This window comes from Paenibacillus allorhizoplanae, assembly GCF_927798215.1.
Classification (GTDB): domain Bacteria; phylum Bacillota; class Bacilli; order Paenibacillales; family NBRC-103111; genus Paenibacillus_E; species Paenibacillus_E allorhizoplanae.
Window position 1 is genome coordinate 183,888 of the sequence record NZ_CAKMMW010000010.1, and the last position, 10,961, is coordinate 194,848.

The following is a 10,961-nucleotide window of genomic DNA, read 5'->3' on the forward strand; positions in this document are numbered from 1 at the left end:
ATCAGGATCGGGAGGGTAAAGGAGTGAGTGGAAAAAGGTTTTCGATGATTACCTACATGCATGAACGTAGGACGGAAGAGACTGTGTTGGGATTGGGGCGCTCTCTGACAATACATGCAGCTGATGCTAATGATTTGGGCGATAGAATGGTCGAACAGACTAACGGAGTGCGTGGAAATGGCAGTATTCAGGATCACGCGGGCGCAGGTGAGGAAGCCTTTTTCCAGCAATGGGTGCAAGAGATTCGCAGTGAGCTGGTTGCCCTGAAAGGTAGATCAGAGACTGAAAAACAGCTGTATAACGAGACGCTGAATCGCGCAATTCTAGGCTATGAAGAGGATCGTGGCAAGCTGCTGGCCATTATTCATGATCTCGTGTCGAAAAGGAGACTTTCGGACATCCCACCTCGGACTAGTGGGTATACGACTTTGCCTGAAGCGATTTTTGCCGAAATTATTGGCTTAAATGTCCTTGAACTCGTTCTCAAACAGAAGGAAGGATTGGAAGAGATTCAGGTTGTGGGGAGGCAGATTTTTGAAGTGCGTGGAGGAAAGGCCACACCTTCACCTTATGAGCTTCCTTCTATCCGAGAATTAGAGCGAATTCAACAAAATTTAGTGTTATTTAACTATGATACCCTCAATCCTAGAAAGCGTTGGGCGGAGGTTGTTCTACAGGATGGGTCGCGTGTAACGATGACTGGCTTCGGATTTACGGCTGAACCCACCTTAACGATACGCTTTTATACGGTAAAAAGATTTGATTTAGCCTCGCTTGCCTCCCCAGATCTGGCCACGATGGATTTCCACATGGAAGTATTACTTCGTTGTTTCATCCACACGTATTTCAATTTGGTCGTTATTGGACCGACAAATTCAGGGAAAACCAATTTAATTAAGGCGCTCATTGCCGAAATGGACGATAACGAACGAATAATCACGATTGAATCCCGATTCGAGTTGAATTTAAAGCGAGATTTTCCTCATAAAAATATCGTCGAATACGAAATTGACGAGGAAGATCCGAGGCATTCGGGTTTGCAGGCTTTTAAACTGGCATTAAGGCAGTCTCCAAAGCGTATATGTCACGCAGAAATTAGGGATGAAGATGCCAATTTATATGTTCGTGCTTGTACACGTGGTCATGAGGGGAGTTTGACGACAGTCCATGTGAGTGAACTGGAAGACGTACCCGATGCGATTACTGATATGTGTATGCTGGATGGCAGAGGAATGGATTCGAAGCGTTTGACGAAAAGAATCACGGAATTTGTGACACATATCGGTATTGAAATGCAGGTTGTCCATGGTAAAAGGAAGATTGTGCGAATCGTCGAATATCGCTATGAAAATGAATGCGTTTTCGTCACGGATTTAGCACTTTATGACAACTCGACAGGCGAATGGACATTTCCCGGGAAATTGTCGCTTCATGCATCGCGAAAAATAAGGAAGGCTGATCGAAGACAGTATTCGCTGTTGAGAGAGCACGGATTTATCCAAAATGAAGGGAAAGAAGGCGGTTTTGAACCGTGATTTTTGCCAAATATGTCTTTCTCTTGTTGTTATTTGTGCTCGTCTATGTCGTTTTTCGAGCTCTGTTAGAGCTGCTTATTAGACAACGCAAGGCTAGGTTCAGGCTGCACTATGTAAGAAAAGCTACAGTTAGCGCGAGAATATCCACTTATTTGGAGACATGGGGCTGGATATATAAGCATATGAAGGAGTTGCTGGAATCCGTCGAATCTAGACTAAGCATGCAAGCTATGCTGACGATAAGTTTAATTGGGTTGTTATTCGGCTTGTTGGTTGGGGGTGTGTTTTTTCAAACCTTCAAAGGCGCACTTATTATGACGATGATTGGCGCTTCGCTGCCGTATTTGCTGCTTCGGGTGAAGTTGGTAAGTGTCCGTTTGCGAACGAGACTAGAGTTTCTTCCGGCTGTTGAAGTGTTTTTCCAGTCTTATATGATGGACCCTAATCAAAATATGAAAATTGCGCTGAAGTATTGTATAGAGGAAAATCGTATTTTGTACCCGATTAAGCCTGTTTTCGAGCAATTATATCGTCATCTCATGACACAAAGGGATACCGAGGAAAGCTTGCGCATTTTCAATCTGACGCTTGGGCACATCTGGGCGGACTATTTTACAGGAATCATGCGAGTGGCCTTGAAGGAGGGAAGCTTTGTCGGGGATAGCCTGAAGGAACTGATTACCGATATGCGCAAAGCACAGCGTTTTGATCAGATGGAAAGAAATCGACTATTGGAGATTCGCATTGCTAATTTTACACCAATCGGATTTATGATCTTATTCATGTGGATTAACTTTAAGGTAAATGCGGATAACGCCTATTTATATTATGTAATTGATCCTGCTGGTCGGAATATGATTTTGGATGCACTTATATTGATTTTTGTATCGTTTCTAATGGGAATCTACTTGTCTATGCGAAGAATGTGAGGAGGTGAATGCTATGGTTATGATCAATACCCAGCTGTTGATGCTGCAATACGCTTCGCGTTTGCTCTTATTTATACTTTTTATGATCATGATTTACCAGGGGTTAAGGTACATACCAGCACGTAAGAGAAGATGGCGCTCTTTACAGGTAAAGAGCACGCTAAAAGAGGCCGAAATTCCCCCAATGTTGTATAAAATACTGGGCATGAGCACGAAAGCGGTGGAGGCAAAGCGCCAATTATTGCTGGGATGCGGGATTTGGCTGAATGCGAACCTGTATGAGGGAACAAGAAGATTGCTTTTAGCAGGGACATTGCTAGTAGGCGGGATGGGATATGCGGCTTTCGAGCATTCTTGGATTGCTTTACATATGCAGCCTGCGTACGTGTTAGTTGGTGCGGCAGTCGTGTCGATTTTTCTTATATGGGATGGCAAAGTGCTTGCACAGCTCAAAGAAAAGCGTTCCCAGCGCATCGTTCGGGATATTTATGCGATCAGTCGACAGCTCTTGTACTATAATGATTCAAAATTAAACTTGCATGACAAATTATCACTATGTGTCGGTCAGACGACATCGACTCGAGTTCATGTTCAGCTGCTGCTCAATGAATGGTATCAAGGGGCCGAAGAGGCGATTTCCCATTTTAAAAAGAGACTAGGAACGGAAGAAGCTCATAGCTTTGGCGAAACGCTGAATGCACTCAGATTGAATGAACATGGGGGCTATTACGAGCTGATAAAACAGCGTATTCAGGATTACAAAGAGAAGATGGAATTGATTCGCGACAGTAAAAAGGAAACGGTATCGTATGTGCTTTTTGTACTTGCGGGTCTGCCGATATTGAATACTTTCCGAGTGTTTATGTACCCTTGGATCGCCGAAGGGCAACGATTATTTGATGCAATTAACTAACATGCGATGGGAGAGTAAGTAGATGAGAAATATTTTGGTAACGGTGATGATGCTGATTGTGGTGGCTTTATTGTTTACGACGATTATCAATGATGGCTCAACAGGTATGAGAAAAAATATCGGGACCCATGGGACGACCGCAAATACGAATATTACGGCACTTCAACCTTAGAAAAGGCAGGCGGTGTATGAGATCCATTCTTATTACAGTGCTTTTGATGATTGTTGTTATCGGCATCTATATGGATGTTGTTGGGGGAAGCACGGGAACGCGCAAGCAGGTTAGCGACAGCGGGGCTAGAATTAGTGGGTCCATTGAGCGGATTAATCCATGAAGCAGATTTTGGTGTTTATTCTATTTGCGACTCTGCTCTGTTGGTTCATGTTCGCGCCTGTGTATAAGCATATCATTATAGTCAGGCAGGCTGTGCTGCAAAAAGAAGTCGATTATTTGCTTGAGGTCGGAGCGAGTGGCAGCCATGGTTATATCAATGCAGCAATGATTGCGGAGTCTAGGGAGCGTATGGCGGAAAGAGGTTTCTTGGTTGATGAGCTTGCCTATATGGTGGCTAACAACTCAGGTGTTGGTGGCATGGATGCAAGTGCACCGGTCTGGCGAGGAACGGGCTTACGGTTAACGATTACGTATCCGTATCAGCGTCTTTTTGTCATTGATCAGCTGGTCGGCATTTCGGTGCCGATGGCTTCCGATCGAATGGGTGCGACGGGCATGAAGATGAGTGAATATGTGCCGTGAGAGTTGAGGGAATGGCGTGTATAAGCTGCTATTAATGGTGTTAATGAGCGTGGTGTTTATGTCGCTCTATGGGCTTCAAACGGATGAAGAGTTGGCTATGCATACCGTGTTTCAGGGGAAACATGGGCTGAACAATGCTGTGCATGCGGCTGCTCAACAAAGTGATGCAGCGAAGCTTGCACAAGGGATTCATTCGATTGATGAAACGAGAGCAAGAGAGGCTGCAATGGCGTATTTGCAGGCCAACTTACGATTAAATACGGACAATGAGCCTTTGCCGGATACGTTTTTGCAGAGCACGGTGGTGGTTGACTTATTTAAGGTTGTTAATGAGAGGGAAATATTTCCCTATATATTTAGGGATGATGCGCAGGACTATACGGTCACGCTGGAGCGCCCTGGGGTGATTATGTTTATACGGTTGGCATTTCCGCGGACGTATACGGTTTTGCAGCCGATTACGTGGACGATTAGGTCTTCTGCGGAGATGGTGTATTGAGCTAGGGCTTCAAGTTCAAATGCAACTGCAACTTCAACTTCAACTTCAACTTCATCCTCACTCGCACTCGGAGTCACACTCGCCCCTCTATCTCATAACCCACGCCCCATGTCTCAGGGGGAGGGCGAGAGTGAGAGTGAGGGTAAGAACGAGAATGAGATCGGGCTCAGCCAGCGCCGTTTAACTGGAAAACATACAGCTAAATCGAGTGAAAAAGACAAGTATTGGAGTATAGATGGAAAATGTACAGGTAATTTCCTCGTAAAAACTCAATTACGCAAAATTCGATGAAAAGAGCTGGAGGAAATCCATTTATTCTGCAAATGAGCTCAAAAATGAGAAAATTTGATACAGGAAATCCATTTATTTTTGTGGAGTTGGTTGATGATGCTAGTGGAAGAGTGGTGGTAGAGTACCGGTAGAGCGATGAAGCTTATTTAGATGTATAATGGAGGTGAGATGTGAATCTACGGCGTATAGGAGTCGATTTCTATGACAATTTTTAAGCAAAGGCAGCAATGGCTGCAAGATGAGATGCGTAAGCGAGGGTGGTCAGGCTTCCTGGTCACGCACAATGTTGATATATATTACTACTGCGGCTCGATGCAGACAGGGTATTTGTTCATTCCGACGGAGGGCGAAACGATCTATCTTGTCCGTCGGAGCTTGGTCCGAGCGGAGGAGGAAGCGGCAGCGGCCATCGAAGCGCTCGGCTCTTGGAAGACGCTCGGCGAGCGGCTTCGCGCTCGCTGTGCGGGAACTGACGCAGCGGCGGGAGATCCGCTGCGTATAGCGACAGAGCTGGACGTGTTACCCGTCCAGCTCTACGTGCGCTTGCAGACCGCGCTGCCCGGCGCGGTCTGGGAGGACGGTTCGCTGCTCGTGAGAGAGCAGCGCATGATCAAATCGCCGGACGAAGTCACGGCGATTCGGGCGGCAGCGCGCGTCGTTGACGACGCGCTGGAGGCGGTCATCCCCCACATTCGTGAGGGGATGGCGGAATTTGAGCTGATGGCGCTCATCGAGCATCAGCTTAGGCTGTGCGGGCACCAAGGGCTGATGCGCATGCGCGCGTACAATTCCGAGTTAATCACCGGAATGGTCGCGTCAGGCGCATCGGCGGCGGTGCCCACCTACTTTGACGGGCCGGCCGGGGGCACGGGGCTTCACCCGTCCAGCCCGCAGAGCTCAGGCCGCGCGCTGATTCAGCGCGGCGATCCGATTCTCGTCGATATTGGCTGCACCATCGACGGGTACTTAATCGATCAGACGCGCACTCTCGTGATCGGTGATCTAGACCCTGAGCTGCAGCGAGCCTATGACGTGGCGGAGGAGATCCTCCGTGCCACGGAAGCCAGGCTGCAGCCTGGCACGATTGCCGAGCATTTGTATCTGCTCGCGCTGGATCAAGTGCAGGAAGCTGGGCTGAGCGCCCACTTCATGGGGTACGGCGCTGACCAAGTGAAATTCCTTGGTCACGGCATCGGTCTCGAAATCGATGAGTTGCCCGTTCTCGCCAAGGGATTCAAATACCCGCTGGCGCCCGGTATGGTCATCGCGATCGAGCCCAAGTTCACCTTCCCTGGGCGAGGTGTCGTCGGTATTGAAGATACGTATCTGATCACCGAAGATGGATACGAGAAATTGACGGTATCCCGTGATGGGATTCGAAGTCTATAACGAAGACTAGCGAGGTTTCGCATCGGAATACAGTAAAACCTGCTGTCTTGTTTCTTTGGAAACGGATGGCGGGTTTTGTTATTTTGTGCGAAGCACCGGGGAGAGGGATGAGTTGCATGTCCGGTTACGAGAGCGACTATGACCACTATCCCCATCGCTCCGTTCAGCAGGCAGTTTAATTGGCGCAGGCCACAACTATTAATGCGACGAAATAAAACGAAAGACTACCAAGAGATACGCTCTTCGGTAGTCTTTTTCATTTTGCAGATATTCGTTAAATTCGCGAAATCACCTTATCAATCAACCCGTACACGCGCGCATCCTCTGCTTCTAGGAAGTAATCGCGATCCGTATCCCGTTCGATTTTCTCGATCGGTTGTTTGGTCGTTTCGGCAAGGATGCCATTCAGAATGCTGCGTGTGCGAAGAATATGCTGGGTGCGAATTTGAATATCACTCGCTTGACCCTGTGTGCCTCCCCAAGGTTGGTGAATCATAACTTCAGCATTCGGTAGAGCAAAACGCTTACCCGGAGCACCAGCTGTCAGCAGAACAGCGCCCATGGAGGCAGCCATACCTACGCAGATCGTGGATACATCGGGTTTGATGAAGTTCATCGTGTCATAAATTGCGAGACCAGCTGAGGTAGATCCGCCAGGCGAGTTGATGTAGAGCGAAATATCTTTCTCAGGATCCTCTGCTGAAAGGAACAGAAGCTGGGCAATAATCGCGTTCGCCACTTGATCATTAACTTCCGTACCGAGGAATACGATCCGGTCTTTCAGCAATCTGGAGTAAATATCATACGAGCGCTCTCCGCGCGCGGTTTGTTCGACTACCATTGGTATGAAGCTCATTGAAATCATCCTTTCTAAGATGGAAATGGGTTATTTTGTTTACAAGATTAAGGCTTAGCATAATTAAGTGGTTTAACGCATTAAGCGGCTTTGCATTGGATCGTATGGGTATGCACGGTAGTCTTCTGTCCAAATCCAGAGGAAACCATGATGAGTCGAATAGGTTCTTCATTTTGAAATGATGGAAACTCGCGAACCGTAACGGTTGCTTCGGAATCTATAGATGCGGCATCTTGTCGGCGATAAGATTCAATCGAAATGACTTTGCTTTTGGAGGAATCGCTTGTTTTGGCAAGGGGCTGTTCCCAAGCGATGACAGGTGATACGGATGATGGAGCAGTATCCTGCTGTGGCAGATTTGTTTGTTTCTCATGTGCTTGCCCAAGCTCTTGCTCTTGACTCATGGTAATTGCCTCCTCATTCCTTTGGTTTGGGATAAACGGCTAGTAATACCTGATAAGCGTCTTGATCGTCACCAAGAACACCTGCGTAGCGTTGCACTAACTGCTGGACCATTGCTGTGTATTCTTCAATGAATGCATGTCGCTGTTGCTCCGTGCATAGCTGCACTTGAAGCTGTAGCGTTGCGCTTGGAATCACTTCGCCGACATCCGACTGCTCCATGAGCAGCATAGCATCTCGGCGGATTCGCTCGGAAGTTGTCACGAGATGAGCGAGCGAGCTCTGATCCTTCAGTTTTTGCAAGGTTTCAGGCTTCATACTGAGAGATTCGGCCAGTACAAAGGTTTTGGCAATCGAACGGTAGAGTACCTCAACCAGATTGCGCACTTGGCGTGTGCCTACGCGCGTAACTAAGCCTGCCTTCTCCAACGCTTTCAGGTGATAGTTGATTCGTTGAGCCGTCTCGCCTAAGGTGCGCGCCACTTCCGCGGCGGATCCCGGTTCTAAGAGCTGAGCGATGATTTCTCCGCGAAGCGGATTTAGCAACACCGTTGCCTGCTCCGGGGACTCGATATAGTAGCTGTCTTGGATCTCTTTGTCTTGTGGCATGGAGTGGATAGCCTCCGTGTACAAATTATATGTTACGTACAAATATTTTATTACGTGAGGGAGAGAAAGTCAATGGGCGGGGTGGAACAACAATCGTGTCGTTATAGGGTGACAAATAAGTTTTGAAGTAGACAATAAAGTTTTTAAGTGACAAATAAAGTTTTGAAGTATAGAAAATGTTATTTTAGGCTGAGATTTAATACTACCACGATATATAGTGCAAATGTCCTTAGTCAGCAAATGCGTTCACTCCATTGGGTGAACGCATATTTATTTGAGGGGGAATGAATGATGAATGGAGGAAGTGCTATACGTAAAACGCAGATGAATAGACTTAAGGATGGTAGGGTAGCGGCAGCGTTTGTCAAGCAAGTTGTCGTTGACCCATTAATCATATAGCTTAAGAACTCTGCATTTTCTCGGTTAATATTTGACTCATTCGTTCAGGGTTCAACCATGACTCCTCTTTAAATGTCCAGTTGCGTATTCCCCTTGACCATCTCTCTGGATGTGCCAATTTCGCCTGTTTATATACTTCTGTTCGCTATCCGAAAACTTGCTCGGATTAACCACCGTGTCTGTGTTCTAGGTTATACCACTTTACAAAAGATAGCACCTATTCTCGAGATGTTGTTAATTCCTTAAAACCATTCGTTGGAAAGTCCGGACGGTATTTGCACGTTCTAAATATTAGTTGCTAACCCTCGGGTGGCTTCTTGATGGAATTATCCCTAGCTGGTACAGCGTCTCTAATTGAAGCTCCTTTCATAGGGCTTCCATTGTCAGAGTGCAGCACTAACGGGCTCCGCGATGCTTGGCATTGCTCAGATAACGCACCTCGTTTAACGAGTATACTAGCGTTCTCAGCAGATTCTTCCTCCCAGACCTCCCATGCAACAATCTTTCTGCTATACAAATCCAGAATGAGGTACAGATAACAGTAGATCCCTTTAGCCGGTCCGGCACATCCCTATCAAATTTATGCTTATAGACAGGAGCGGGGAAGTTAGTACGGAGTATTCCGCGAGAGAAAGTTGAGCTGCTATCTCTTACTTTCTTATCCTTTTTTAAATATACCATTTTCGTATTTACAAACATGAGAATAATGGATTATGATAAACATGAAACATTGGTTTCACTAAATAAAACCTTTTTTTATCAAAAATGGTTTTCTCGAAGAAAGCCCCTAGGAAGTTAAAGGGAAACTCTTTGGAATTCGAAGAATACCAAAGAAATGCTACACGAAGGAGAGGAACTTATGAAAGTCTCACATATCGAGACGCCAGCGGTCCTAATTGACCTTGACGTGTTGGACCGTAATCTTAAGCATACAGCTGAGTTAACCCGCCAAGCGGGCGTGAGGCTGCGTCCCCATTTCAAGACGCACAAGAGTGTATGGATTGCAAAGAAGCAGCTGGAGTACGGAGCTTGCGGCATGACCGTAGCCAAGTTGGGTGAAGCCGAGGTGCTCGCAGAAGCTGGGATCGATGACATCCTGATCGCTTTTCCGCTTGTCGGCGAATCTAAGCTGCTCAGGCTGGCTGCATTGATTAACCGGAAAGTTAAGGTAACTGTCAGTACGGATAATGTCATTGTTGCCAAAGGATTATCCGACCTAGGCGAATCTCTAGGCACACGCATCCCCCTCTACATTGACGTGAATTCGGGGTTGAACCGTTGCGGATTGGAACCCGGGAACCCAACTGCGGAGTTGGTCAAGGAAATCACCGCATTGCCGGGAGTCGAGGTGCGTGGACTTATGACACACGGCGGTCATGCTTACGGTGCCAGTAATCTTCAAGAGCTGCGTCAGACGGCGGCCGTTGAAGTTGAAGTGCTTGTTCAAACGCAGCATCTGCTTGCTCAAGACGGCATAACCATTCCCGAGATCAGCGTCGGCTCCACGCCAACGTCCAAGTTTATTGCAGAACAGCACGGTGCGACGGAAACGAGACCGGGCGCTTATGTATATGGTGATATTTCACAGCTGGCAATAGGTTCAATCAGCATGAACGAAGTGGCCATGAGCATACTGGCAACGGTTGTAAGCACACCAAGAGAAGGAACGGTTATTATCGATGCAGGCTCCAAGACTTTCAGTATCGATACAAACCCACACTGTCCGGGTTATGGCCGCCTCAAAAACAATCCTGACGTATATATTGAACGATTGAGTGAGGAGCACGGAATTGTCAAGCTACCTCCTGGCATTACGTTTTCGATAGGAGAGCGTCTCGAATTTATTCCAAATCATTGTTGCACCGTGTCCAATCTGCATAACAAGCTTCTAGGTATGTGTGGCGATGAAGTGCTTCAGGATATCTACGTCGATGCGCGCGGTAAAATCAATTAAGCTAACCAAGGAGAGGAAAATAATTATGTCAAAAGCTATTCAAGTTCCACAAGCTCCGCAGTTCCCATTACCTTTTTCTCACGCGGTTCAAGCTGGAGATTTCATTTACGTTTCCGGGCAAGTTGGGGTAGATCCCATTACCCAGGCAATTGCCGGTCCGACCATTGAAGAGCAGACTCGCCAGTGTTTGCGAAATGTGGAAATCATACTAGCGTCTGTGGGTTTAACCCTTGATCATGTGATTAAATCGAACGCTTTCGTCAGTCGCACCGAGGACTTCACCGATTACAACAAGACGTACTCGGAAGTGTTCCAGCAGCCGTATCCAGCACGTACGACGGCACCAGTCGATCTGGGAGCATATTTGGTGGAAATCGATGTTATCGCGTATGCACCTTCCAAACGGGTATAAGGTTGAGAACGACTAA

Annotated in this window: 15 protein-coding genes; 11 read left to right on the forward strand and 4 right to left on the reverse strand. The window is 47.1% G+C overall.

Annotation, left to right across the window (positions count from 1 at the left end):
* Positions 1–23: 23 nt before the first annotated feature.
* The 9 genes from L6I86_RS18190 to L6I86_RS18225 all read left to right on the forward strand — a co-directional run bounded on the left by L6I86_RS18190 (position 24) and on the right by L6I86_RS18225 (position 6,313).
* A complete protein-coding gene (locus L6I86_RS18190; protein ID WP_236289333.1) occupies positions 24–1,535 on the forward strand; it encodes an ATPase, T2SS/T4P/T4SS family in 1,512 nt (503 codons plus the stop codon).
* A complete protein-coding gene (locus L6I86_RS18195; RefSeq protein WP_236289335.1) occupies positions 1,532–2,464 on the forward strand; it encodes a hypothetical protein in 933 nt (310 codons plus the stop codon). Before L6I86_RS18190 ends, L6I86_RS18195 begins: the two co-directional genes overlap by 4 nt.
* Before the next feature lie 13 nt (positions 2,465–2,477).
* Positions 2,478–3,377: a hypothetical protein gene (locus tag L6I86_RS18200; protein ID WP_236289337.1), complete on the forward strand. Its 900-nt coding sequence runs from the start codon at positions 2,478–2,480 to the stop codon at positions 3,375–3,377.
* 22 nt (positions 3,378–3,399) lie between these two features.
* Positions 3,400–3,549 (forward strand): hypothetical protein, encoded by a 150-nt coding sequence (locus L6I86_RS18205; RefSeq protein WP_236289339.1) that lies wholly within the window; start codon positions 3,400–3,402, stop codon positions 3,547–3,549.
* Between the two features lie 16 nt (positions 3,550–3,565).
* Positions 3,566–3,712: a hypothetical protein gene (locus L6I86_RS18210; RefSeq protein ID WP_236289341.1), complete on the forward strand. Its 147-nt coding sequence runs from the start codon at positions 3,566–3,568 to the stop codon at positions 3,710–3,712.
* Positions 3,709–4,134: a hypothetical protein gene (locus L6I86_RS18215; protein ID WP_236289343.1), complete on the forward strand. Its 426-nt coding sequence runs from the start codon at positions 3,709–3,711 to the stop codon at positions 4,132–4,134. The genes L6I86_RS18210 and L6I86_RS18215 overlap by 4 nt, the downstream gene beginning before the upstream one ends.
* A 16-nt stretch (positions 4,135–4,150) precedes the next feature.
* Positions 4,151–4,633, forward strand: a complete 483-nt coding sequence (locus L6I86_RS18220) for a hypothetical protein (RefSeq protein WP_236289345.1) — start codon at positions 4,151–4,153, stop codon at positions 4,631–4,633.
* A 287-nt stretch (positions 4,634–4,920) separates the two neighbouring features.
* Positions 4,921–5,055 carry a hypothetical protein gene (locus tag L6I86_RS35690; protein WP_276574876.1) on the forward strand — a complete coding sequence of 45 codons (135 nt, stop codon included), beginning with the start codon at positions 4,921–4,923 and terminating at the stop codon, positions 5,053–5,055.
* A gap of 70 nt (positions 5,056–5,125) precedes the next feature.
* Positions 5,126–6,313 carry a M24 family metallopeptidase gene (locus L6I86_RS18225; protein ID WP_236289347.1) on the forward strand — a complete coding sequence of 396 codons (1,188 nt, stop codon included), beginning with the start codon at positions 5,126–5,128 and terminating at the stop codon, positions 6,311–6,313.
* Between the two features lie 274 nt (positions 6,314–6,587).
* Here L6I86_RS18225 and clpP read toward each other — a convergent pair whose 3' ends face one another.
* The 4 genes from clpP to L6I86_RS35925 form a co-directional block, all read right to left on the reverse strand.
* Positions 6,588–7,169, reverse strand: a complete 582-nt coding sequence (gene clpP, locus L6I86_RS18230) for an ATP-dependent Clp endopeptidase proteolytic subunit ClpP (RefSeq protein ID WP_056613869.1) — start codon at positions 7,167–7,169, stop codon at positions 6,588–6,590.
* A gap of 80 nt (positions 7,170–7,249) precedes the next feature.
* Positions 7,250–7,573, reverse strand: coding sequence for a hypothetical protein (locus tag L6I86_RS18235; protein ID WP_236289351.1), 324 nt, complete (start codon positions 7,571–7,573; stop codon positions 7,250–7,252).
* A 13-nt stretch (positions 7,574–7,586) separates the two neighbouring features.
* Positions 7,587–8,180, reverse strand: coding sequence for an ArsR/SmtB family transcription factor (locus tag L6I86_RS18240; RefSeq protein ID WP_236289353.1), 594 nt, complete (start codon positions 8,178–8,180; stop codon positions 7,587–7,589).
* Positions 8,181–8,877: 697 nt separating this feature from the next.
* Positions 8,878–9,126, reverse strand: a complete 249-nt coding sequence (locus L6I86_RS35925) for a DDE-type integrase/transposase/recombinase (RefSeq protein WP_420851907.1) — start codon at positions 9,124–9,126, stop codon at positions 8,878–8,880.
* 312 nt (positions 9,127–9,438) lie between these two features.
* Between L6I86_RS35925 and L6I86_RS18245 the strand changes: the two genes are divergently transcribed.
* Both L6I86_RS18245 and L6I86_RS18250 read left to right on the forward strand, forming a co-directional pair.
* The gene (locus tag L6I86_RS18245) at positions 9,439–10,533 is read left to right on the forward strand and encodes an alanine racemase (protein WP_236289355.1); all 1,095 of its coding nucleotides are present in this window, start codon (positions 9,439–9,441) and stop codon (positions 10,531–10,533) included.
* 25 nt (positions 10,534–10,558) lie between these two features.
* Entirely contained in the window at positions 10,559–10,945 is a 387-nt protein-coding gene (locus L6I86_RS18250) for a RidA family protein (RefSeq protein WP_056620552.1), read from the forward strand.
* The last annotated feature ends 16 nt before the right edge of the window (positions 10,946–10,961 follow it).

Coding starts and splice junctions, on each gene's coding strand:
- L6I86_RS18225 (WP_236289347.1), top strand. CDS start 5,126: ATGACAATTTTTAAGCAAAGGCAGCAATGGCTGCAAGATGAGATGCGT.
- L6I86_RS18235 (WP_236289351.1), bottom strand. CDS start 7,573: ATGAGTCAAGAGCAAGAGCTTGGGCAAGCACATGAGAAACAAACAAAT.
- L6I86_RS18205 (WP_236289339.1), top strand. CDS start 3,400: ATGAGAAATATTTTGGTAACGGTGATGATGCTGATTGTGGTGGCTTTA.
- L6I86_RS18250 (WP_056620552.1), top strand. CDS start 10,559: ATGTCAAAAGCTATTCAAGTTCCACAAGCTCCGCAGTTCCCATTACCT.
- clpP (WP_056613869.1), bottom strand. CDS start 7,169: ATGAGCTTCATACCAATGGTAGTCGAACAAACCGCGCGCGGAGAGCGC.
- L6I86_RS18210 (WP_236289341.1), top strand. CDS start 3,566: ATGAGATCCATTCTTATTACAGTGCTTTTGATGATTGTTGTTATCGGC.
- L6I86_RS18215 (WP_236289343.1), top strand. CDS start 3,709: ATGAAGCAGATTTTGGTGTTTATTCTATTTGCGACTCTGCTCTGTTGG.
- L6I86_RS18240 (WP_236289353.1), bottom strand. CDS start 8,180: ATGCCACAAGACAAAGAGATCCAAGACAGCTACTATATCGAGTCCCCG.
- L6I86_RS18245 (WP_236289355.1), top strand. CDS start 9,439: ATGAAAGTCTCACATATCGAGACGCCAGCGGTCCTAATTGACCTTGAC.
- L6I86_RS18200 (WP_236289337.1), top strand. CDS start 2,478: ATGGTTATGATCAATACCCAGCTGTTGATGCTGCAATACGCTTCGCGT.
- L6I86_RS35690 (WP_276574876.1), top strand. CDS start 4,921: ATGAAAAGAGCTGGAGGAAATCCATTTATTCTGCAAATGAGCTCAAAA.